A 22,627-nucleotide genomic window follows, 5' to 3' on the forward strand; every position below is an offset into this window, starting at 1 on the left:
GTCCCGCCCGGCTGGTTTGATGCGCTCCCTCGTCGCCATCGTTGTCTCAATGCTTTGCGCCACGGCGTTTTCAGCCTTGGCTGAGCCGTTGCCGGCGCCCGTCGCGGTCGAGATTCCCTCGGGAAGCTATGTGCTGCGCGCCCAGCTCTACCGGCCGAAGGGGGCCGGCCCATTTCCGGTCGTCGTTGCCCTGCACGGCTGCGGTGGGCTTTCCGGCCGCTCCGAGCCCGTGCTGCCGCGTTATCGCGACTGGGCGGAGGAACTGGTCGGGGACGGCAAGGCCGTCCTGCTGCCGGACAGCTACGGCTCGCGCGGGCTGGGCCCGCAATGCCGCGTCAAGGAGCGTCGTATCAGCGGCCGGCGCGAGCGTGTCGCGGACATCGTGATCGCGCAGAAATGGCTGGCCAAGCAAGCCTGGGCGATGCCCGACCGGGTCAGTCTGGTCGGCTGGGCCAGCGGTGCGAGCGCGCTGTTATGGGCGGTACGCCCGCAATTGCCCCAGCATGTCTCGCCCGATTTCCGCTCGGCGGTGGCGTTCTACCCGGATTGCCGTGCCTCGTCCGGCCTCGGCTGGAGCACGCGCGTCCCGACATTGGTGCTGATCGGCGGGCTGGACGACGTCTATTCGCCGCCCGCATGCCGACAGATGATCGATGGTGCGCGCGGCCGCAGCGCGCTGACCCGCATCGTGATCTATCCCGGCGCCTATCACGATTTCGATCGTGTGAACCTGCCGCTGCATCAGGTTGCCGGCTCGGATGCCGGGGCGCCCGAGCGCGGCCATGTCGGCTCCGATCCCGAGGCGCGCGCCGATGCGCAGAAGCTCGTGGCCGAGTGGCTGGCGCGCTGAGAACCGATCAGAACAGGCTGCCTTGATCGGCGGGATCGGGCGTGCGCTTCGCTGCCGAAGGCTTGGCCTCGCGCGCAGGTTTCGGCGATGACGGCGCTGCCGGCGGAAGCGGGCGGTCCGCGCCCGCCGTGGCCGCGACCTTGCCGTCCGCAAATTCGATCGAGAGCGCGGCGCCGGGACCGATGCTCGCGGCATGGTGCAGCGGGTGGCCGGCCTCGTCACGCACCAGCGCAAAGCCACGCGCCAGCACGCTGCGATAGGACAGGGCGGTGAGGAGCTTTTCGTTCTGGCCGACGCGGGCCGACAGGCGCTGAAGCTGGGTCAGCAACGCGCGCCGGGCCCGCTCGGCCAGACGTTCGGTTCGGTCGCGCTCGCGACCGATGGCCTGGCGCTTGGCCTGCGCATAGGCCTGCCGAGAGGCCTTGAAGCGGGCATCGAGCGCCTCGAACCGCTCGCGCCGCCGGTGCAACTGGCCGCGCGACGACAGCGACAGCCGTTCGGACGACGCGATCAGGCGATGGCGCGATTGCGTGATCTGCGCGTGCAGCACGCGCAGAGTGAGCTTGGCGCTCGCCGCCGCGAACTGGCGGAAGTGCACATGCGTGTTGGTCTTCAGCGCGCGCGGCAGGCTGGCGGCCGCCGAATCCAGCCGCTGCCTCGGAATGGCGAGCAGATCTCCGGCGCCGGGCAGAGCGCGCGCGGCGGCGCGCAGCTCGTTGCGGCGGCTCTCCTGGCCACGCTGCCAGCAGACGCTGACACGGCGCGCGAGGCTTGCGACCTCCTGCATCAGCTCGCTGCGCACCGGCACCGCCATTTCCGCGGCTGCTGTCGGAGTCGGCGCACGTTTGTCCGCGGCGAAATCGATCAAGGTCACGTCGGTCTCGTGGCCGACCGCCGAGATCAGCGGGATCATGCTCTCGGCCGCGGCGCGGACCACGATCTCCTCGTTGAACGACCACAGGTCCTCCAGCGAGCCGCCACCGCGCGCGACGATCAGCACGTCGGGCCGCGGGATCGGACCGCCCTCGGGCAAGGCGTTGAAGCCGCGGATCGCGGCGGCGACCTGCTCGGCCGAGCCCTCGCCCTGTACCTTCACGGGCCAGACCAGCACGCGCCGGGGAAAGCGGTCCTCGAGCCGGTGCAGGATGTCGCGGATGACGGCGCCGGTCGGCGAGGTGACGACGCCGATCACCTCGGGAAGCCACGGCAGCAATTGCTTGCGCGCGGGATCGAACAGCCCCTCGGCCCCGAGCTTCCGCTTGCGCTCCTCCATCAGCGCCATCAGCGCGCCGATCCCGGCCGGCTCCAGCGCCTCGATGACGATCTGGTACTTCGATGAGTTGGGATAGGTGGTGAGCTTGCCGGTGGCGATCACCTCGAGCCCTTCCTGGGGCTTGAAGCGCATGCGGCCATGCACGCCCTTCCAGATCACCGCCTCGATCTTGGCGCTCTCGTCCTTGAGCGCGAAATAGCAATGCCCCGAGGAATGCGGCCCGCGAAAGCCGGTGATTTCGCCGCGCACCCGGACATGGCCGAACTGGTCCTCGACCGTGCGCTTCAGCGCCGAGGACAGCTCGGTGACGGTGAATTCGGGCGCGTTGGGCAAGGCTTCCGCAGGCGGCATCGCTGGCTGATTCGGTTCGGGGAGCAGCAGCCAAGGTAGGGGCTTTCCGCGTTCGCCGCCAATCAAGCCGTTGTCTTTTCGATAACTCTGTTATACAGAGTACTCTATAAATTGGGTGAGTGGAGGAGAGCATGCGACGCGGTGCGAAGGTCCTGTTTCGGGCCCTAGGAGGAGCGCTCTGCCTCGTCGGCGTGCTCGCTTTGGTTCTGGCCGCGATGATCGCGACGCCGCTTGCGCGCCCGCCCGAGCTCAAGTCGATCTCGGAGACGGCCGGACGGGTCGACCGCAGCACCATGCCAGGGCTGCAGCGCTTCAGTGCCCGCGATGGCACCGAGCTGGCCTATCGCCATTACCCGGCGAGAGGGGCGGCTGTCGGCAAGGTCGCGATCGTCGTCCACGGCTCCTCCGGCTCCAGCGTCGCCGTGCATGCCCTCGCCGATGCTTTGGCGGCGCGCGGCATCGATACCTTCGCGCCCGACATTCGCGGCCATGGCGGCTCCGGCACCCGCGGCGACATTGGCTATCTCGGACAGCTCGAAGACGATCTGGCCGACCTCGTCGCCGAGCTCAGGAGGTCGATCCCGACCGAGCCGATCGTCCTGCTCGGCCATTCCGCAGGCGGCGGCTTTGCGCTGCGCGCGGCGAGCGCCCCGATCCAGGACCTGTTCACGCGCACCGTGCTGCTGTCGCCCTATCTCGGCTACGATGCGCCGACCAACCGTGAGAATTCGGGCGGCTGGGCCGGTCCCGACATTCCGCGCATCCTGGCGCTCGGCGCGCTCAGGCGCATCGGTATGCCGTGTTGCGAGGCACTGCCCGTGCTGGCCTTTGCTGTCAGGCCGAACTCGGAGAAATTCCTGGCGCCGACCTACAGCTACCGGCTGTTCCGCAATTTCGCGACCCGCGGCTACAAGGCCGATCTCGCCGCGGCGAAGCACCCGGTGACCGTTATCGCCGGCGCCGATGACGAGCTGATGCTCGCCGACAAATATGCAGATGCGGTGCACGCCGTCGCGCGCGGCGTTGACGTGAAGCTGATCGCGGGCGTCAATCACATGGAGATCGTGTCGGCGCCGCAGGCGGTGAGCGCGATCGCCGAAGACGTGGCTAAGCGCTAGAGGTTCAAACCGCATGATCGACAGCCTGGAAGCCGCGCGGGCGCTCGGCGACATCGAGGATGTGATGAAGCGCGTGCGGCAGTCGCAGATCTATCGGCTGTCGAGCCTGCTGATGATCCTCTGGGGCGTTCTCGTCTTCGCCGGCAATCTCGTGACCTATCTCACACCTTATTACGCCGGCAAGGCCTGGCTGGCGGTCTATGTTCTCGGTCTTGCCGGATCGCTGACGTTGGGCGCGGCGGAGAAAGCGCGCTCCGGCGTGCGCAGCTTCGATGTCAGGGCGGTGCTCGCCTTCGTCATGTTCTTCGCCTTCGGTTTCTTCGTCGAGGCGATCGGCCATTTCGGACCGCGCGAGATGGGCGCGTTCTGGCCGGTCTATTTCATGCTGTTCTACGGCCTCGCCGGCTTGTGGTTCGGCGCGGCCTTCACGGTGTTCGGCCTGTGCGTCACCGCGTTGACCCTGGTCGGCTATCTCTTCATCGGCGCGGCTTTCCCGTTGTGGATGGCGTTCGTCAACGGCGGCGGCCTGGTTCTCGGCGGCCTGTGGATGCGGCGGAGCTGACGGCTTGGCGGAGCTCGACGAGATCATCCACCAGCCGCTGCGGCTGAAGATCATGGCGGCGCTGAATGCCCTGCCGGCCGGGGCCGGGCTGGAATTCGTCCGGCTGAAGAAGCTGACCGGCGCCACCGACGGTAATCTCGGCGCTCACATCGACACGCTGGCGCGCGCCGGCTACGTCGCCGTGGACAAGGCCTTCGTCGGCAAGAAGCCGCAGACCACGGTGACGGCGACCGCGGCCGGCCGTGCGGCCTTCGCCCGCTATGTCGCGAACCTGCAGGACATCATTGCCGGCGCAGCCGCGAAGCCGCCGGAGCCATGATTTGACTCCGTTGCGAGGGCCGGGCAATTGGGGCGTCCAAATTGGCCCATCCCTTTGCGACGGCATCGACAATGAACATTCTGCTCCTTGGTTCCGGCGGCCGCGAGCACGCGCTCGCTTGGAAGATCGCCGGCTCGCCGCTGCTCACCAAGCTGTGGTGCGCGCCGGGCAATGCCGGAATCGCCAAGGAGGCCGAATGTGTCGCGCTCGACGTCGCCGATCATGCGGCGGTGATCGCCTTCTGCCGGGCGAACAGGGTGGACCTGGCGGTGGTCGGCCCCGAGACGCCGCTCGCCGCCGGCATCGTCGATGATCTCGAAGCGGCCGGCATCAAGGCGTTCGGCCCGTCCAGGCTCGCCGCCAAGCTCGAGGGCTCCAAGGGATACACCAAGGATCTCTGCGCCGAATACGACATCCCGACCGGTGCCTATTCCCGCTTCGACAATGCCCCCGAGGCACTGGCCTATGTCCGCGAGCACGGCGCTCCGATCGTCGTCAAGGCGGACGGGCTAGCGGCCGGCAAGGGCGTCGTCGTCGCCAAGACGGTTGTCGAGGCCGAGGACGCCATCAAGATGATGTTCGAGGGCGGCTTTGGTGTCGCCGGCACCGAGGTCGTCATCGAGGAGTTTCTCGAAGGACGGGAGGTGTCGTTCTTCGCGTTGTGCGACGGTGAGACCGCGATACCGCTGGCCTCGGCCCAGGACCACAAGCGGGTGTTCGATCACGACCAGGGACCGAACACCGGCGGCATGGGAGCGTATTCGCCGACGCCGTTCGTGACGCAGGAGATTCATGACAAGATCATGAATCAGATCATTCAGCCGACCATTGCCGGGATGAACGCCCGGGGCACACCCTTCAAGGGCATTCTCTATGCCGGCCTGATGCTGACGGCCCAGGGGCCGAAGCTGTTCGAATACAATGTCCGCTTTGGCGATCCGGAATGTCAGGTGCTGATGCTGCGGATGATGTCGGATCTCGTGCCCGCCATGCTGGCCGCCTGCGACGGGCAGTTGAAGAATTTCGATCTGCGCTGGTTTCCCGACGCCGCCGTCACCGTGGTCATGGCCGCGAAGGGCTATCCCGGCGACTACGCCAAGGGCGGCGTCATCGAGGGGCTCGACGACGCCGCGAGGATCGAGGGCGTGGAGATATTCCACGCCGGCACGGTGGCGAAGGACGGCGCCATTCTCGCCAATGGCGGGCGCGTCCTCAATGTCTGCGCGTCGGGCAAGACCGTCACCGAGGCTCAGGCGCGGGCCTATCAGGCCGTCGACCGCATCAAATGGGCCGACGGCTTCTGCCGGCGCGACATTGCCTGGCAGGCGGTGGCGCAGGAAAGCGGTCAGGGCTGAGCATCGTGATCGCCGCAGTCGGCCCCGCAAGGCTATTTTTCCCGTGCGAATTGTGGCAGTTCCATAGACTCATGCCTTGATGGGATGAATCAGTTCCGCCGTGGAACGGAGGGGCCATGGAATGCGCGCGGTGCGGCAGGCAGAATCAGCCAGGGAGAGCCTCGTGCGACCGGTGCGGCGAGCCGCTCAGCCTCAGATGTGAGGCGTGCAACCAGACCAACAGTCCGTCGAATCGCTTCTGCGGCCAATGCGGCGCGCCGTTGCCCGGCCGGCTGGCTCCGCCCGACCAGGCGGCGCAGCGCGTCCTGAGGACCCTGAGCAGCAAGGGTGGAGAACGCAAGCGTCTCACCATCCTGTTCGCCGACATCCGCGATTCCACCCAGCTGATCGACAGCCTCGGCGATCCCGAGCTCGCGATGCAGCGGCTCGATCCGGTGCTCAACCTCATGAAGGAGGCGGTCCACCGCTATGACGGCGTCGTCAACAAGACGCAGGGTGACGGCGTCATGGCCCTGTTCGGAGCGCCGGTGCCGCATGAGGATCATGCGGTTCGCGGCTGCCTCGGCGCGCTGGCGATGCAGGACTCCATCGCGCGCCTCGCCGACCCGCATTTGCAGGTCCGGGTCGGGCTGCACACCGGCGAGGTGATCGTCCAGGTCGTCGAGAACAGCATGTACCAGACCTACGACGCGGCCGGCGCCAACGTCCATCTCGCCAATCGTCTGGAGCACATGGCCGAGGCCGGCACCATCCTGATCAGCAAGGAGACCTACACCGGCGCCAGGCAGTTCGTCGAAGCCGAGCCGCTCGGCACCCACGCGCTGCGCGGCATCGCCTCGCCGGTGTCGATCTACAAGCTGATCGGCCGCCTCAGTGCGCCGGCGAGCGACGTCTTCCGCAGCGGCCAGCGCCTGTTGCCGCTGATCGGGCGCAATGCCCAGCTTGCGGTGCTCGAGCGCGAGCTCGACGACGTCCTGGCGGCGCGCGGCGCTGTCGTCGGCATTGTGGGTGAGGCCGGCATCGGCAAGAGCCGGCTGTGCTTCGAGTTCGCCGAGCACTGTCGCCGCCAGGGCATTCGCGTCTACGAGGCGCGCGTGCTGGCACATGGCCGCGCCACCCCGTTCCAGCCGGTGCTCGAATTGCTGCGCGACTTCTTCGGCATCCGGCCGAAGGAGCCGGTGGAGGTGTCGCGCCAGCGCGTGGTCGACCGGCTCGAAGCCATTGCCATGCCCGACACGGCGCTGGTCCTGCTCCTGGACTTCATGAACCTCGCCGATCCGGCACGGCCGGCGCTCCGGCTCGATCCCGGCGTGTTCAAGACCCGTCTGCTGAACGTGTTCAAGACGCTGTTCCGTGCGGCGCCCGCCGACGGCGCCATGGTGATCATGATCGAGGACCTGCATTGGGTCGACGAGGCCAGCGAGGAATTCGTCGAGGCGCTCGCGGAGGCCACGATCGGCACCAAGACACTGCTGGTCGTGAACTACAGGCCGGGTTTCGCCGCCTCCTTCATGCAGCAGACCCCGTTTCACGAACTGCACATCGTCCCGCTTGCCTCCGAGGAGGCGAGCGAGCTGCTGCGCGGGGTGTTCGGTGACGATCCTTCGCTGGAGGTGCTGGCGCGCGACATCGTCGAGCGCGCGCAGGGCAATCCGTTCTTCCTCGAGGAGCTTGCCAGCGCCGTCTCCGAAAGCGGCGGCTTCGAGGGTGAGCGCGGCGCCTACCGTCTCAAGGGTGGCATCGGACCGATTCCACTGCCGCCGACCGTGCATGCGGTCGTGGCCGCGCGCATCGATCGTCTCGGCGAATCTGCCAAGAACGTGCTGGAAGCAGCGGCCGTGATCGGCCGATCGGTCGCGCTGGCGGTGCTCAAGCCGGTAACCGGCATCGATGACGCAGAGCTGTTCGATGCGCTCGCTCAGCTCAGGCAGGCCGATCTTCTCTACGATCTGCCGCCGTTCGATATGGGCGTGCTCGCCTTTCGCCATCCGCTGATCCAGGAGGTCGCCTATGCGATGCAGCTGCGGTCCCGGCTGAGCACGATCCACGCTGCCGTGGCCAAGGCGATCGAGGCGCTCGATTGGGGGACGCAGGACGAATTCGCCGCCCTGATCGCCTCGCACTATGAGTTCGCCGGCCAGACCATGCAGGCGGTCGAGCATCTGCAGCGCGCGGCGCGCTGGATCGGCCGCACCAACACGGCGGAGGCGCTGCGGCTGTGGAAGAAGATCCGCTCCCTGCTGCAGGCGCTGCCGCAATCGGAGCGCGTCGACCGCCTGCGTGCGCTGGCCAGCGGCCAGATCCTGAACTTCGGCTGGCGCGAAGGCATCTCGGCCGAAGAGGTCAAGCCTTTTGCTGAAGAAGCGTTGAGATTTGCCCGCTCCTCCGACAAGGCGCATGAGCCGTTGTTGATCGGCGCTTATGGCCGCGTGCTCGCTTCGACGGGAGCGGCCGATGACTACGTCGACCTGGCGCAGAACGCCATCAAGCTGACCTCGGGCGAGGGGGATGTTGGCCGCTACGCGACCGTCAACGCCATGCTGGCGCAGGCATACACACATTCGGGACGGATGAACGAGGCGCTCTCGGCGGCCAATACAGCCATCGCTGCAATGGCAAGCCAGGCCGGCTTCGACAGTCACGTCACGCTTGGTTTGAACCCGAACCAGATTCTCGGCTTTGACGTCAGCTATTGGGTGAGATGCATCAGGGCGCGCGCAATGGCTCATCTCGGCCAGATCGAGGATGCTCGCAGCGAGCTTCTCGAATTGGTGCAGCAGCCTTCATCCGAGGTCGCACCGGTGCTCCAGTTCGTCCCGCACTTCAACCTCGTGGAGCTGGCATGGATGGTCGAAGACCAGAGCCTTGCGCGCGAGCACGCAAGGCGAGTTTCCGATCTCGCTGAAACATCCGGCATTCCCTACATCCGCGTGCTCACCTTGCTCTGCGCAAGCCTCGAACAGGCTTTGACCGGTCGATTCGCCGACGCGACGAATGAGATGGTTGGCGCGATCGAAGCCGCTCGGGCCGCAAGGACGGGGCTCGAGCTCGAGGCGCGCATGGCCGCCATAAATGCCGATCTGCTTTACCGGAGTGACGACTTCGATGCCGCCATCGAGGCCAGCAAACAGGCGATCCTTGTAGCCAAGCGAAAGACGGATCGAGTGGCGGAGTGTTACGCGACGACCGTTCTGGGCCTTGCTCTTGCCGGAGCCGGCAGGAACGAGCAGGCTGCGGGACTTCTTGAGCAGATAGGACATCTCATGAATGTCTCCGGTGCGTTCTGTCTGCGTTCATTAGTTCAGAAACTGCAATTGCATCTTGAAGCAATGCAATGATGCATGCATTGTCGATTCGTTGAATTCCGGCTTTTTCAGATTTGGGGGTTACAATGGGGGTAATGATTAAAGACAGTACTACCCTTGATATTATCGTGCAGCTCAACAAACGGTTCGATGCAGATGCCTTGCCCGAAATGGTCGAGCTGCAACGGGAGTTCGGGGTCTTCTCGCTGAGGCATAGTCTACAGCAGTCCTTTGCTTTGCTCGGAATCGTGCCTGCCGACTGGTCCGAGCGGCGGCGCTGGTACAAGTTTCTCGAGTTTCTGAAGACGTATCCATCGGACATCGCCAGCGTGAACGGCCATGATCGTGTGATCCAGGCGTTCAAGGATGATCTGGAGTGCGAAAAGCCGCTGCCAGTCTCGATCGTCTGTCACTCTGCGGCAGAGGATCCCCGTGTCACCGTGTCGGAAGGACGTCCGATCGTTTTCTCCCTCGACAAGCACGTCATCATCTCGATCCCGACGACGCCCGGTCGTGAGGCACGCAAGCAGGCCGCTGAGACCGCACGGGCGAGGCGGGTCGAAAAACGCAAGAAGTGAGGCGACCACGAGGGTCGTCTTCGGAGACGAGGCTCTTTGCTCGATTCCCCTGTTCTGACGTCGATGTCTATCGCGCCGCGCCGTCTCGAGCGATCACCGACCCGGTTCGGTGCTGGTGTGCGTGCGAAGCTGAGCGCTGCCTTGCGCCGTTCAGCTTCGCTGTCCCCTTTGGCGGCAGATCGTCCTTGATGGTCCGGAGAAAAGAAGGCACCATGACACCGGTGCATTCTGCGCTATCGGGAGGAAGCCGTTATGGGAGCGATGATGAAGGACAGCACGACGCTCGACGTCGTGGTTCAGTTCAACAAGCGGTTCGAGGCTGACGCGGTGCCGGAGATGGCCGAGTTGCAGCGCGAGTTCGGGATCTTTTCTGCCGAGCATGGCCTGCAGCGCTCGTTCACCTTGCTTGGCATCGTGCCTGCCGACTGGAATGAGCGCCGTCGCTGGTACAAATTCCTGGATCATCTCAAGACCTATCCTTCGGACCGCGATGGCGTGAATGGTCACGATCGAGTCGTCGAGGCTTTCAAGGAGGATCTGGAATCGGGCGCGCCGTTGCCGATCTCGCTCGTCTGTCATTCGGCCGCCGATGATCCGCGCGTCACTGTCTCTCGTGGACGGCCTGTCGTCTTCGCGTCCGACGTGCACGTCATCGTGTCGATTCCGACGACGCCCGGCCGCGTCGTGCGACAGCAGATTGCAAAGACGGTGCGGGAGCGGCGCGCTCGAGAGCTCAGCATGCAGTGAGCGCCAGATCTGCCACACGCACGGCGAAGGACGTTCCGAGCCTCGGCTTGATCCAGGCGGACGTCGATGCCTATTACTCTGCCTGCGTTGCGCGTCACGGCGCAACGCCGCGCGGCGTTGACTGGTCGTGCGAGGCGACGCAGGGCCTGCGCTTCGTGCAACTGATGAAGCTGTGCGACGTGTCGGCGCCGTTCAGCCTCAATGACATCGGTTGCGGCTATGGCGCGCTGGTGCCGTTTCTTGAATCGCGTTTTGCGTCCTGTGAGATTGACTATCTCGGCATCGACCTGTCCCGCGCCATGATCAGCCGGGCGCGGCGCCGCTTTGCCGCCCCCTTGCGGCGCTTCGTCGTCGCGTCGGAGAGCCCGCGCATCGCCGACTATTCGGTCGCCTCGGGCATCATGAACGTCAACGTCGGCTATTCGCGCGACGCCTGGGAAGGCTACATCAAAGCCATGTTGCAGCGCATGTTCGCGACCAGCCGGCGCGGCTTTGCCGTCAATTTCATGCGAGCGGCCGCTGATGAGGAGCAGGACGGCGATCCCGCCAAGGCGCGCCTGTATCGCACTACGCCGGACGTTTGGGCCACCCACTGCGAGCAGGAGTTTGCGGCGGCCGTCGAGGTCATCGGCAACTACGGGATGAAGGAGTTCACGCTCCTGGTGCGCCGCCTGACTCATGCCGCCCCGTCGCAAGCAGGGCTCTCGCACTGATGTCGGCTGTTCCGTCGCTATCCTCGCAGACAGATCGCCGCAGCGCCGCCGTCGAGCGTGCTGTGGACGTGCTGATCTCCTCGCGAGGTCACGCCGATCCAACGCGGCTGGAACGCGCCTGTGCGCTGCTGCGCCAGCGCGCGCCGCTGCATTGGGTTGAACGCTCGGGCGTTCGTCCGTTCCGGGCGGTCACGCGCTATGCCGACATTGTCTCGATCGAGACACGGAGCAATGAGTTTGCCGCGGGCCCGCGCACCTATCTCGCCAGCGAGACCTCCGAGGCCGTGCTGCAGCGTGTCACCGGCAAGCCGCAACTCGTGCGCAGCCTGACCGAGATGGATCCGCCGGATCACGGCGTTTATCGCGGCATCATCCAAGGCGCCTTTGCGCCGCCGGTCTTGCGCGAGATGGAGACATGGCTGTCGCAATGGGCCGCCGAGATCATCGACCGGGTTTCCGCGCGCGGCGCCAGTTGCGACTTCGCAGGCGACGTGGCGCTGCCCTTCACCTTCCGGGTGATCGGCCGCATGCTGGGCACGCCGGAGGCCGACGATGCCCGGCTTGCGCGGCTCGCCCAGGCCTTCGTGGGCGCCGAGGATCCGCGGCGCCGTCTCGCCGAGGCGCCGGGCGATACGATGCGGATGGCCATGCTGGCGCTGCGCGATTATTTCGAAGCCGTCGTGGCCGACCGGCGCGCCCGACCGCGCGACGATCTCGCCAGCCTGATTGCGCATGCCGCGCCGCATGGCGCGGCAATGCCGCATTACGAGCTGATCTCCTACTTCATCCTGCTGGTCACGGCGGGCCACGATACGACGGCGCTCGCATTGGCGGGCGGCCTGGCGGCGCTGCTCGCGGCGCCCGAGCAGATGGTGCGGCTGCGGGCCGAGCCCGAGCTGCTCGATCCGGCGATCGAGGAAATGCTGCGCTGGACCTCGCCGGTGCGGCACTTCATGCGCACCGCGGTCTGCGACACCGAGGTCGGGGGGCAACGCATTCGCGAAGGCGATGCGCTGGCCTTGTTCTTCCATTCGGCCAATCGCGACGAGACCGTGTTCGAGGACGCCGGCGCGTTCCGGATCGATCGCAGTCCGAACCCGCACATCGCCTTCGGCCGTGGTCCGCACATCTGCATGGGACTGCAGCTGGCGCGGATGCAGATGCGGGCGCTATTTGCGGAGCTGCTGCGCCGGACCGAACGGATCGAACTCGCCGGGCGGGTGCGCCGGGTGCGGTCGCCCTTCATGAGCGGCGTCTCCAGCCTCCCGGTTCGCATGAGCTTTCGCGCGCTGCGCAAGGAGGCGGCTGCATAGGCCTCACCGCCGCGCCTTGAAGAACTCCTTCAGCATCTGCGCCGCCTGCTGCTCGCCCACCGCCGAATAGACCTCCGGGGCGTGATGGCAGGTCGGCGCCGTGAAGAAGCGCACACCCGACTCGACCGCACCGCCCTTCGGATCGGCGGCCCCGTAATACAGCCGTCGGATGCGCGCGAAGGAGATCGCGCCAGCGCACATCGTGCACGGCTCGAGCGTGACGTAGAGGTCGCACTCGACCAGCCGCTCGCTGCCGACGACCTGGGCCGCCTGCCGCAGTGCCAGGATCTCGGCATGGGCGGTCGGATCGCGGTCGGTCAAAGTGCGGTTGGCGGCGGTGGCGATGACCGCGTTGTCACGGACGACGACGCAGCCGATCGGCACCTCGCCGGAAATTGCGGCCGATTCGGCCGCTTTCAGCGCCAAATCCATGAAAGAAGGGCTGTTCATGGCTCGTCACGCCCGCCCAAGTCTGCTACTGGATCGCCCTTCAGCACAACCGGACCCCGATTTCCTGCGTGACATGCGCTGCTTCAGAAGCGCGCGGTTCACGCGTCGTCCTGCACCTCGAAGTGAGACCTTCATGCCCCGCACCACCGACAAAGACAACGATTCCCGCGGCCGCCGCGGCGGCGCCCCGCGGGGGCGGTCCGAGGGCGGCAAAGGACGCTCGGGCGCTGCGCGTGGGCCGGAAAAGAAGTTCGCCAAGCGCGGCTTCGGCGACAAGGAAGCGGGTGGCCGGGGCAAGCGCTCCTTCGACGAGGGCCGCGCCCCGCGCCGCCGCGACGACGGCGATGCGCCGCGCAAATCCTTTGGCGACAAGCCGCGCTTCAACCGCGATGAGCGGCCGCGCGGCGATCGGCCCTATGCCGCTCGCCCGGCGCGGTCGGGCGATGGCGAGAAGCGCGCCTTCAAGCCGCGTGGCGACCGGCCGAAATTCGATCGCGACGAGCGGGGCGGCGAGAAGCGTCCCTATACGCCCCGTGCCGGTCGCGACGAGGCTCGTCCGGCCGGGCGATCGTCCGAGCGCAAGTTCGGCGAGCGCAAGCCCTACGCTCCGCGGGAGCGCGATGGTGAGAAACGCCCCTATACGCCACGCGGCGAGGGCGCGCGTGATCGCGGCGACCGGCCGCGCACCGAGCGCAGCTTCGGCGACCGTCCGCCGCGGACCGGCGATCGCCCTGAGCGCAAGTTTGGCGGAGAGCGCAAGTTCTCTCGCGGCGCTGAAGGCGATCGGGGCGAGCGCAAGTTCGGTGCCGGCGCGCGCGGGCCGCGCAAGGAGTTTGGCGACCGTCCCTCGCGCGGCGAGAGCAAGCCGTGGCAGAAGCGCGGCGCGGATGGCGATCGCCCGGAACGCAGCCCGCGTCCGCCGCGCGAAGGCGGCCGCAGCTTCGATCGCCCGCGCACCCAGCGCAGCAGCGAGGATCGTCCGAAATTCGACAGGCCCAAATTCGACAAGCCGAAGTTCGATCGCCCGCGGGATCGGGGCGAGGAGCGCAGCTTCGACCGGCCGCGCCGTCCCGAGGGGCGCACCGACTGGCAGGAGCATCCGCGCAGCGAACGCCGTGGCCGCGACGGCTTCTCCGAGCGGCCGCGCCGCGACAATGAAGACGACAGCAAGGTCTTCGCCAAGCGTCCGGCGTTCGGCGGCCGCGGCGCCTATCGCGAGCGCAAGCCCGAGACCGACAAGCGCAGCGCCCGCATTGCCGCCGAGCCGGCCGTGCCGAAGAAGGCCGGCGAGCGCATCGCCAAGGTGCTGGCCCGCGCCGGCCTCGCCTCGCGCCGCGACGCCGAGGAGATGGTCACGCAGGGCCGCGTGACGGTGAACGGCCGCGTCATCAACTCCCCCGCGCTCGATGTCACCGAGAATGACGTGATCCAGGTCGACGGCGCGCCGCTGCCGGAGCGCGAGCGCACGCGGCTGTTCCTGTATCACAAGCCGCGCGGGCTGATGACGACGCACAGCGACCCCGAGGGGCGGCCGACGGTGTTCGACAATCTGCCTGAGAGCCTGCCACGGCTGATCTCGATCGGCCGACTCGACTTCAACACCGAAGGGCTCTTGCTGCTCACCAATGACGGCGGCCTCGCGCGCGTGCTGGAATTGCCGGACACCGGCTGGACGCGGCGCTATCGCGTCCGCGCCCATGGCGAGATCACGCAAGGACAGCTCGATCAGCTCGCCGCGGGCGTCGAGGTCGACGGCGTCAAATACGGCCCGATCGAAGCGACGCTCGAGCGCGACCAGGGCGCCAATGTCTGGCTCGTCGTCGCGATCCGCGAGGGCAAGAACCGCGAGGTGCGCAACGTGCTCGCGCATCTCGGCCTCGAGGTTAATCGCCTGATCCGCGTCTCCTACGGTCCGTTCCAGCTGCTGGAGCTGCCCGAGGGCGAGGTGCAGGAAGTCAAGACGCGGGTGCTGCGCGAACAGCTCGGCGAGAAGGTGATTGCGCAGTCGGGTGCCGATCTCGGTCCTGCGGGCAAGGGCAATCGCGAGCCGTTGCCGGACCCGAAGCCCAAGCCGAAGCGCGAGGTCGTCGCCGACCGCAAGGGCCGCCGCGTGCTCGTCCAGCGTACCGGCAGCGAGGAAGCGCGCGAGCGCCACGAGGCCGAGGCGCGTTTCCCCGGTCCGCCGCGGCGGCCGAAGCGCGGCTATCACGGCAAGCGCGATATCACGCCGCAGGATGACGAGTAGGGTGTTACGATGCGTGTCGTCGGCGGACGGCTGAAGGGCCGCAACATCGCTTCGCCTGCGTCGCGTGACATCCGGCCGACGCAGGACCGGCTGCGCGAGGCGCTGTTCAACATCCTCGTCCACGCCTACGAGGATCCGATCGAGGGCGCACGCGTGCTCGATTTGTTTGCCGGCACCGGCGCGCTCGGCATCGAGGCGACCTCGCGCGGCGCGGCGTTCACGCTGTTCGTCGACAACGGCGCCGAGGCAAGGGCGCTGCTGCGCAACAATGTCGAATCGCTCGGGCTCGGCGGCGTCACCAAGGTCTACCGCCGCGACGCCACCGATCTCGGACCGGCGCATCCGGTCGAGCCGTTCTCGCTGGTGTTCCTCGATCCGCCCTATGGCAAGGGCTTGGCCGAGAAGGCGCTGGCCTCGCTGCGCGACGGCGGCTGGCTCGTGCCATCGGCGCTGCTCGTGGTCGAGGAGTCCAAGGCTGCCGCGTTCAAGGCGCCCGAGGGGTTCGAAGAGCTCGAGCGCCGCGCTTACGACGACACGGAGTTCGTGTTCCTGCGCCGGTCCTGATCCTCGCTCGCTGTCGCCCCTGCGAACGCAGAGGCCCATAGCCACAGGATTGCGTTGGGAGGCTGGCTGCTCGTAACGTCGTTCATGTCCCTGACTGCTGCTGCGGCGTATGGGTCCCGGATCGGCGCCGCCGGACGGCGCTACGCGCCGCCGGTGGCTTGTCCGGGACGACACCGGATTTGTAGCTATCGTCGTGGCCTCAATCGTAGCCGCTATCTCCTCCCGAACAGCTTCTCGACATCCGCGAGCTTCAGCTCGACATAGGTCGGGCGGCCGTGATTGCACTGGCCCGAGTTCGGTGTGTCCTCCATCTCGCGGAGCAGCGCGTTCATCTCTTCCGGCTTGAGGCGGCGGCCGGCGCGGACCGAGCCGTGGCAGGCCATGGTGGCTGCGACGTGCATCAGGCGGCGCTCCAGCGGCAGCGCCTCGCCCCATTCCTCCATGTGCTCGGCGAGGTCGCGCAGCAAGCCTGCGGCATTGATCTTGCCGAGCAGCGATGGCGTCTCGCGCACGGCGACGGCGCCGGGGCCGAAGGATTCGATGGCGAGGCCGAACGAGGCCAGCTCATCGGTGCGCGCGAGCAGTGACTCGACGGTGGCTTCGTCGAGCTCGACGATGTCCGGGATCAGCAGGATCTGCCGCTGCACGCCATGCGCCGCCAGCGAGGCCTTGAGCCGCTCATAGACGATGCGCTCATGCGCGGCGTGCTGGTCGACGATGACGAGGCCGTCGCGGGTCTGTGCAACGATGTAGGTGTCATGGATCTGGGTGCGCGCGGCGCCGAGCGGACGGTCGAGCAGGTCGGGCGTGGCCGGCTGCTCGTGCAGCCGAACGTCGGCGCGCGGGCCGCCGACGTCGAACGCCGCTTGAGAGGTTTCCGCAAGCCCGAACGAGCCGAGATCTGGTGAGGGCGCCGCCGCAGGGAAGGAGCCGCCGAAATGCGGCATCACCGGCGCCGACGGCGAGCGCTGCCAGTCCCAGTTCATCGGACCGACGTTGGGCCGCGGCGGCGCGAACGCCGGGCGGAATGCGGCGATGGTCGCGCCGCCGTCATTGGCCGCGGTGCGGCGGCCTTCGCGGGCGAGACCTTCCTTCAGCGCGTGGATGATCAGCGCGCGCACCAGGCCGGCATTGCGGAAGCGCACCTCGGTCTTGGCCGGATGCACGTTGGCGTCGACCTCGCGCGGATCGAGCGTCACAAACAGCGCCACCAACGGATGCCGGTCACGCGGCAGATAGTCGGCATAGGCGGCGCGCACCGCGCCGAGGATCAGCTTGTCGCGCACCGGGCGGCCATTGACGAACAGATACTGGCCGAGCGCATTGGCGCGCGTCAGCGCCGGCGCCGCGGCGAAGCCTTCGACGACAACGTGATCGCGCTCGCTGCGCACCGCGATCGCATGGCTGCGGAAGTCGGCGCCGAGGATGTCGCCGAGCCGCGTCAATTGGCCCGGCGCGCCGGGCAGCGCGGCGGCCCAGGTCACCGGCGCGCGCTCCTCGCCGGCGAGGGTGAAGGCGATGTCGGGCCGCGCCATCGCCAGCCGCCGCACCACCTCGCGGATCGCCTCGGCCTCGGTGCGGTCGGTCTTGAGGAACTTCAGCCGCGCCGGCGTGGCGTGGAAGAGGTCGGCGACCTCGACGCGGGTGCCTTGGTTCAGCGCGGCCGGCACGATCGGGGACTTGTCGCCGCAATCGACTTGAAGCGCCCAGGCGTGCGGTTCGCTTTTGTGTCGCGTCGTGATCGACAGCCGCGCCACCGAGCCGATCGAGGGCAGCGCCTCGCCGCGAAAGCCGAGCGTGCGGATCTGCAGCAGATCCTCGTCGTCGAGCTTGGAGGTCGCGTGGCGCTCGACCGCGAGCGCGAGATCGGCCGCAGTCATGCCGCCACCGTCGTCGGTGATCGCGATCTTTCGCCGCCCGCCGCCGTCGGTGAAGATGTCGATGCGGCTGGCGCCGGCATCGATGGCGTTCTCGACCAGCTCCTTGACCACGCTCGCCGGCCGCTCGACCACCTCGCCGGCGGCGATGCGGTTGACGATCTGTTCGGGGAGCTGGCGGACGGGCATGGTGCGAACGAACTTGAAAGCTGGCTGGCTTGGATCTTGAAGGCGCGCGGCGCTGCGGCGGCCACGCTGCAAATGTGGGACGAGAATAGCTTTTTTCATGCGCTGCGGCAGAGAAAAGCAACCTTCTCCAACGGGATTGTGAGGCGGGCGGGGCCGGTATATCGTTTCGCAAAAATAGCGATCAGCCGGAGGAAGCCCATGTGCCATCTGTTCGCACACCAGCCTCAGCGCGACTATGCCTCGCAGACCCGCTCGTTGCGGATCGGCGGACATAGCACCTCGATCCGGCTCGAAATGGCGTTCTGGGACACGCTCGAGGAGATCGCCGCCAAGGAAGGCATGAGCCTCGGCAAGTTCGTGACGACGCTGTACGCCGAGGTGCTCGATCATCACGGCGAGGTGAAGAACTTTGCGTCGCTGCTGCGCTGCTCCTGTCTGATCTATCGGGCGAAGGCCACCGCCGCGCTGCCGGACTTTACCGCGGCCGCGATCATGGATGCGGCTGAATAGTCGCCACGAACGCGCTCTCTCGTCTCCCTCCCCCGCCTGCGGGGGAGGGCGGGGTGGGGGGGCGCCACACGGGTAGTCTTTGCTACGCGCCCTTCATGAGTAGTCTTTGCTGAGCGTTCCCCCACCCGCATCGCATCTTCGATGCGATGCGACCTCCCCCGCAAGCGGGGGAGGCGCTGACTGCATTCGCGGCGGGTGAGGTGCGCACCCATCACGCGTTGCTAATCAGATCTCCTTCTTCTGCATCGCGCCCGCGATGTAGTCGGCCTGGCGGATCGCCAGCGCCACGATGGTCAGCGTCGGATTGCACGCCGCCCCCGTGGTGAACTGGCTGCCGTCGGAGACGAACAGGTTCTTGATGTCGTGGGTCTGGCCGAATTTGTTGACGACGCCGTCCTTGGCCTTCTCGCTCATCCGGTTGGTGCCGAGATTGTGCGTCGAGGGATAGGGCGTGGTCGGGTAAGTCACGGTGGCGCCGACCGCTTCGTAGATCGCCGAGCCTTGCTTGTAGGCGTGGGCGCGCATCGCGACGTCGTTGGGGTGGTCGTCGAAATGCACCGAGGCCACGGGCATGCCGAACTTGTCCTTGGCGACCGGATCGAGCGAGATGCGGTTGGTCTCCTGCGGCATGTCCTCGCCGACCAGCCACATGCCGGCCATGCGCGGATAGGTCTCCATCGCCGCGGTGAAGCTGCGGCCCCAGGCGCCGGGGTTGAGGAACGCCGCCATGAACGGCAGGCCGAGCGACAGCGTCTCCATCTCATAGCCGCCGACGAAGCCGCGCTTCGGATTGAACGCCGCCTCGTCGCGCACGATGCCAGCCATCGTGGTGCCGCGATACATGTGCACCGGGTTTTCGAACGTCGCATAGACGCTGCCGGTCATGTGCCGCATGTAGTTGCGCCCGACCTGGCCGGAGGAGTTGGCGAGGCCATCCGGGAACATGTTCGAGGCGCTGTTGAGCAGGAGGCGCGGGCTCTCGATCGAATTGCCGGCGACCGCGACGATGCGGGCCTTCTGCAGCTGCATCTTGCCCTGGCTGTCGGCATAGACCACGCCGGTCACCTTGCCGGAGGCGTCATGCTCGATCTTGATCGCCATGCTGCCGGATCGCACTTCGAGATTGCCGGTGGCCTCGCCCTTCGGAATCTCCGTGTAGAGCGTCGACCATTTCGCACCGGACTTGCAGCCCTGGAAGCAGAAGCCGATCTGCTGGCACGAGCCGCGGCCGTCGCGCGGCTGCGAGTTGATCGCCATGTTGCCGGTGTGCACGGTCTTGTAGCCGAGCTTGCGGGCGCCGGCTTCGAGCACCTTGAAATTGTTGTTGCCGGGCAGGCCGGGAATGTCGTTGGTGCGGGTCACGCCCATCTTGAACTCGGCCTTGGCGTACCACGGCTCCATCTCGGCGAGCGTCACCGGCCAGTCCATGAGGCTCGAGCCGGGGACGCCGCCATAGGTGGTGCGGGCCTTGAACTCGTGCTCGTCGAAGCGCAGCGAGGCGCCGGCCCAGTGCACGGTCGAGCCGCCGACCGCCTTGACAATCCAGGCCGGCAAATTGGCGAAGTCCTTGGCGACACGCCAAGTGCCCGAGGTCGTGCGCATGTCGGTCCAGGCGAGCTGGGTGAAGCTCTCCCATTCGTCATTGATGAAGTCCGGAATCTCGTAGCGATTGCCGGCCTCCAGTATGACGACCTTGATGCCCTTCTGGGCGAGCTCGTTCCCGAGCGTGCCGCCGCCGGCCCCCGAGCCGATGATGACGACGACGCTCGAATCGTTCTGGTCGAATTTTGCCATGGTGGTGTCCTCCGTGTTCTCTTCGTTGTTCGCCGGCGTCAGGCTTTCGGCAGCCAGTCGATGTCGGAGAAGCCACGGTTGATGTAGCCGCCATGCTCGGCGGAGGAGCCCTCGTAGCCGAACTTTGGCCAGAGCTCTTTCTGATTGTAGAGCGACACCACGAGGTCGCCGCGCAGGGTCTTGAAGAACGTGGTCTGCTCGATGCCCTGGAGCAGCACGACGCGGTCGGCCTCCCACGGCACCTGCGCGTAAGGCACCTTGTGGCGGTCACGCGCGTCCTGGTCGAGCCGGGCAACGCCGTCATTGATCATCGCCTTCACGGCGGCATCCTCGGCGGCCTTGCCGTCCCACGGCTTGACCGCGGTGATGTAGTAGCGGTCGGCGAGGAAGTCGTGCGGGTAGATGTCGCGCGCGACCTTCACCAGCGTCTTCAGCGTCGCCGGCGTCAGCGCCTTGGCATCCTCGGCCCAGGCATCGGTGATCCCGAGGCCGGTCGCGGAAGCCACGGCCGCGGCCGGCACGGTCGAGGCCGCGCCCTTGAGAAAGACGCGGCGGTCGTATTTGTTGCGGCGATCGACTTCTCTCATGGGTATCCTCCGTGGGTTTTTTGCTTATGTATTTGCGTCGTTCTGCGGCTAGCCGAAGCGGCCGCCGCGCTGGATGACCTCGATCTTGTAGCCGTCGGGGTCGCTGACGAAGAAGAACCGCGCCAGCGTCGCCCCATTGTGCTTGAAATCGCGCAACGGGCCCGGCGCCAGCTTCTCGCGCTCGAAGCGGGCATGCTCGGCATCGAGATCGTCGACGACGACGGCGAGATGGCCGTAGCCGTCGCCGAGCGTGTACGGCTCCTTGCGGTCGTAGTTGACGGTGAGCTCGACCTCGAACGGCGAGGAGGGATGGCGCAGATAGATCAGCGCGAAGCCGTCGAAGCGGAGGTTGTCGGCGATCTCCAGCCCGAAGGCGCGCTTGTAGAAGTCGAGCGCTTTCGCTTCGTCGAAGACGCGGATCATGGAGTGTACGGGCTTGGCCATCTCAATTGTCCTTCAAATAGTTGATGATCGTGGCGCGCACGTCGGGCTTGGCCTGGCGATAGGCCATCACGGCGCCGGGGATCAGCTCTTGCGGATTGGTCAGCCAGGCGTCGAGCTTGGCCTCGTCCCAGGTGAAATCGGCCTTGGCGAAGCCGGCCGAATAGCGGAAACCTTCGATCGAGCCGGCGCGGCGGCCGACGATCTTCGACAGCGGCGGCCCCTGCCGCATCGGCTCAGCGCTGCTCAGCGTATGGCAGACGCCGCATTGCTGCTTGAACAGGGTGGCGCCGTCGACGGGCTTCGGTGCGGGCAGCGCCATCTGCGCCGACGCGATCGTGGTGCTCAGCACCGCGCCAATGAATGCCCCGCACAGAAGAAGCGCATCTTGCGCCGCACGCCGTCCCGCCATCGTTCCTCGCTCGCAATTTTTCCGGAGCGTAGGTCGCAGGGGGCGCGCCGTGGTAGTAGCCGGCTGTTTCAGCGGGAACAAAGCGTGCGCAGCAGTCGTGCGCGCCGCAGGAATGTCAGCGTTACGGACTAATCGTCGAAACGGCGCGCGCCGCGCCCCGCCTTGACGTCGCTGCGGAGCTTCTTGCCTTCGAGCCGGCGCTGCTTGGAGCCGAAGGTCGGCTTGGTCGGGCGCCGCACCTTCGGCCGCACCATCGCTTCGCGCAGCAGCGTGACCAGCCGCTCGATCGCATCGGCCTTGTTGCGCTCCTGGGTGCGGAAGCGCTCGGCCTGGATCACGATGACGCCATTCTTGGTCATGCGCTGGCCGGCCAGCCGCGCCAACCGTGCCGCGGCATCCTCCGGCAACGTGATGCGGCTGGTGTCGAAGCGCAGTTGCGCCGACGTCGACAGCTTGTTGACGTTCTGGCCGCCAGGGCCGGAGGCGCGGACGAACGAGATCTCGATGTCGTTCTCGTCGATGGCAAGGTCGCGGGAGATCCGCAGCATGGGACACCAGGGGGAATCGAGGCTTTCGCGTGCACCATAGCGGTTTTAGGGGCGGCGTGCGCGGGTTCGCGTCGACGGCACCGTTGACCCGGGACAGTCATCACAATCTCCGCTGTCATCCCGGCGAACGCCGGGATCCATACCCCAGGGAGCAGTTTGGGGCAGGCGGGTCATTGACATCTCGTCCCCATCATTTCGGCTGCGGCGTATGGGTCCCGGATCTGCGCGCGCCTTGCGCGCTTGTCCGGGACGACAGCGGTTGGTGTGGCGGACTTCACGGTTCAAACAGCGGGGACGATCAGCTAGGACACGGCTTCGCGCTCTCGCGGCATGCCTGCCCGAGCTTTGCATCGTCGTGGCCCTCGCTGAGAATGCAGAGGGCGCGGGGAATGCCGGGCGCTGGCCGCACCCATGGCCCGCCTGCGAAAAAAATGCAGGCGGCAGGTACCACAGGTTCAGCCGAGGCATCCCGGCATTCCCCGCGCGACGGTCTTCACGCTTATACGCGCTCTCCTCGGTGCACCGG

At 66.9% G+C, this 22,627-nt stretch carries 21 protein-coding genes; 13 read left to right on the forward strand and 8 right to left on the reverse strand.

Annotation, left to right across the window (positions count from 1 at the left end; translation table 11 throughout):
• The first annotated feature begins 19 nt into the window (after positions 1 to 19).
• Positions 20 to 850: a dienelactone hydrolase family protein gene (locus ACQR1H_RS05770; protein ID WP_315801920.1), complete on the forward strand. Its 831-nt coding sequence runs from the start codon at positions 20 to 22 to the stop codon at positions 848 to 850.
• Positions 851 to 857: 7 nt separating this feature from the next.
• Here ACQR1H_RS05770 and xseA read toward each other — a convergent pair whose 3' ends face one another.
• Positions 858 to 2,474: an exodeoxyribonuclease VII large subunit gene (xseA, locus tag ACQR1H_RS05775; protein WP_434907268.1), complete on the reverse strand. Its 1,617-nt coding sequence runs from the start codon at positions 2,472 to 2,474 to the stop codon at positions 858 to 860.
• A 131-nt stretch (positions 2,475 to 2,605) separates the two neighbouring features.
• Here xseA and ACQR1H_RS05780 point away from each other — a divergent pair, with 131 nt between their 5' ends.
• From ACQR1H_RS05780 to ACQR1H_RS05820, 9 genes are all read left to right on the forward strand, one after another.
• On the forward strand, positions 2,606 to 3,592 hold the full coding sequence (locus ACQR1H_RS05780) for an alpha/beta hydrolase (RefSeq protein ID WP_434907269.1): 987 nt from the start codon (positions 2,606 to 2,608) through the stop codon (positions 3,590 to 3,592).
• 13 nt (positions 3,593 to 3,605) lie between these two features.
• On the forward strand, positions 3,606 to 4,154 hold the full coding sequence (locus tag ACQR1H_RS05785; protein WP_434907270.1) for a hypothetical protein: 549 nt from the start codon (positions 3,606 to 3,608) through the stop codon (positions 4,152 to 4,154).
• Positions 4,155 to 4,158: 4 nt separating this feature from the next.
• Positions 4,159 to 4,473, forward strand: a complete 315-nt coding sequence (locus ACQR1H_RS05790; protein ID WP_434907271.1) for a transcriptional regulator — start codon at positions 4,159 to 4,161, stop codon at positions 4,471 to 4,473.
• A gap of 71 nt (positions 4,474 to 4,544) precedes the next feature.
• The gene (purD, locus tag ACQR1H_RS05795) at positions 4,545 to 5,828 is read left to right on the forward strand and encodes a phosphoribosylamine--glycine ligase (RefSeq protein ID WP_434907272.1); all 1,284 of its coding nucleotides are present in this window, start codon (positions 4,545 to 4,547) and stop codon (positions 5,826 to 5,828) included.
• Between the two features lie 116 nt (positions 5,829 to 5,944).
• Positions 5,945 to 9,166 carry an adenylate/guanylate cyclase domain-containing protein gene (locus ACQR1H_RS05800; protein ID WP_316236849.1) on the forward strand — a complete coding sequence of 1,074 codons (3,222 nt, stop codon included), beginning with the start codon at positions 5,945 to 5,947 and terminating at the stop codon, positions 9,164 to 9,166.
• 95 nt (positions 9,167 to 9,261) lie between these two features.
• Positions 9,262 to 9,711: a hypothetical protein gene (locus ACQR1H_RS05805; RefSeq protein ID WP_315801927.1), complete on the forward strand. Its 450-nt coding sequence runs from the start codon at positions 9,262 to 9,264 to the stop codon at positions 9,709 to 9,711.
• Between the two features lie 336 nt (positions 9,712 to 10,047).
• Complete coding sequence (locus ACQR1H_RS05810; protein WP_315801928.1) at positions 10,048 to 10,458, forward strand: hypothetical protein; 411 nt, start codon at positions 10,048 to 10,050, stop codon at positions 10,456 to 10,458.
• The gene (locus ACQR1H_RS05815; RefSeq protein WP_316217123.1) at positions 10,455 to 11,171 is read left to right on the forward strand and encodes a class I SAM-dependent methyltransferase; all 717 of its coding nucleotides are present in this window, start codon (positions 10,455 to 10,457) and stop codon (positions 11,169 to 11,171) included. Before ACQR1H_RS05810 ends, ACQR1H_RS05815 begins: the two co-directional genes overlap by 4 nt.
• A complete protein-coding gene (locus tag ACQR1H_RS05820; RefSeq protein WP_316236850.1) occupies positions 11,171 to 12,484 on the forward strand; it encodes a cytochrome P450 in 1,314 nt (437 codons plus the stop codon). The genes ACQR1H_RS05815 and ACQR1H_RS05820 overlap by 1 nt, the downstream gene beginning before the upstream one ends.
• 3 nt (positions 12,485 to 12,487) lie before the next feature.
• Here the strand turns inward: ACQR1H_RS05820 and ACQR1H_RS05825 are convergent, their stop codons facing one another.
• The gene (locus tag ACQR1H_RS05825) at positions 12,488 to 12,934 is read right to left on the reverse strand and encodes a nucleoside deaminase (protein WP_315801931.1); all 447 of its coding nucleotides are present in this window, start codon (positions 12,932 to 12,934) and stop codon (positions 12,488 to 12,490) included.
• A 133-nt stretch (positions 12,935 to 13,067) separates the two neighbouring features.
• On the opposite strand from ACQR1H_RS05825, the gene ACQR1H_RS05830 reads away from it, so the two are divergent.
• Both ACQR1H_RS05830 and rsmD read left to right on the forward strand, forming a co-directional pair.
• Positions 13,068 to 15,179 carry a pseudouridine synthase gene (locus ACQR1H_RS05830; protein ID WP_434907273.1) on the forward strand — a complete coding sequence of 704 codons (2,112 nt, stop codon included), beginning with the start codon at positions 13,068 to 13,070 and terminating at the stop codon, positions 15,177 to 15,179.
• Positions 15,180 to 15,188: 9 nt separating this feature from the next.
• Complete coding sequence (gene rsmD / locus ACQR1H_RS05835; RefSeq protein WP_316179448.1) at positions 15,189 to 15,743, forward strand: 16S rRNA (guanine(966)-N(2))-methyltransferase RsmD; 555 nt, start codon at positions 15,189 to 15,191, stop codon at positions 15,741 to 15,743.
• A gap of 212 nt (positions 15,744 to 15,955) precedes the next feature.
• On the opposite strand, the gene mutL is transcribed toward rsmD, so the two are convergent.
• On the reverse strand, positions 15,956 to 17,809 hold the full coding sequence (gene mutL / locus ACQR1H_RS05840) for a DNA mismatch repair endonuclease MutL (protein ID WP_434907274.1): 1,854 nt from the start codon (positions 17,807 to 17,809) through the stop codon (positions 15,956 to 15,958).
• Positions 17,810 to 18,007: 198 nt separating this feature from the next.
• Here mutL and ACQR1H_RS05845 point away from each other — a divergent pair, with 198 nt between their 5' ends.
• Entirely contained in the window at positions 18,008 to 18,319 is a 312-nt protein-coding gene (locus ACQR1H_RS05845) for a ribbon-helix-helix domain-containing protein (RefSeq protein WP_434894626.1), read from the forward strand.
• A gap of 225 nt (positions 18,320 to 18,544) precedes the next feature.
• Here the strand turns inward: ACQR1H_RS05845 and ACQR1H_RS05850 are convergent, their stop codons facing one another.
• The 5 genes from ACQR1H_RS05850 to arfB all read right to left on the reverse strand — a co-directional run bounded on the left by ACQR1H_RS05850 (position 18,545) and on the right by arfB (position 22,101).
• Positions 18,545 to 20,113: a GMC family oxidoreductase gene (locus ACQR1H_RS05850; RefSeq protein ID WP_434845673.1), complete on the reverse strand. Its 1,569-nt coding sequence runs from the start codon at positions 20,111 to 20,113 to the stop codon at positions 18,545 to 18,547.
• A gap of 38 nt (positions 20,114 to 20,151) precedes the next feature.
• Positions 20,152 to 20,700: a gluconate 2-dehydrogenase subunit 3 family protein gene (locus tag ACQR1H_RS05855; protein ID WP_316217118.1), complete on the reverse strand. Its 549-nt coding sequence runs from the start codon at positions 20,698 to 20,700 to the stop codon at positions 20,152 to 20,154.
• Between the two features lie 48 nt (positions 20,701 to 20,748).
• Positions 20,749 to 21,144: a VOC family protein gene (locus ACQR1H_RS05860; protein ID WP_434863871.1), complete on the reverse strand. Its 396-nt coding sequence runs from the start codon at positions 21,142 to 21,144 to the stop codon at positions 20,749 to 20,751.
• Position 21,145: 1 nt separating this feature from the next.
• Positions 21,146 to 21,463 (reverse strand): c-type cytochrome, encoded by a 318-nt coding sequence (locus tag ACQR1H_RS05865; RefSeq protein WP_315802168.1) that lies wholly within the window; start codon positions 21,461 to 21,463, stop codon positions 21,146 to 21,148.
• A gap of 218 nt (positions 21,464 to 21,681) precedes the next feature.
• Positions 21,682 to 22,101: an alternative ribosome rescue aminoacyl-tRNA hydrolase ArfB gene (gene arfB, locus ACQR1H_RS05870; protein ID WP_006610408.1), complete on the reverse strand. Its 420-nt coding sequence runs from the start codon at positions 22,099 to 22,101 to the stop codon at positions 21,682 to 21,684.
• Positions 22,102 to 22,627 lie beyond the last annotated feature (526 nt).

This window comes from Bradyrhizobium sp. HKCCYLRH2015, assembly GCF_051168215.1.
In the GTDB taxonomy this organism is placed as follows: domain Bacteria; phylum Pseudomonadota; class Alphaproteobacteria; order Rhizobiales; family Xanthobacteraceae; genus Bradyrhizobium.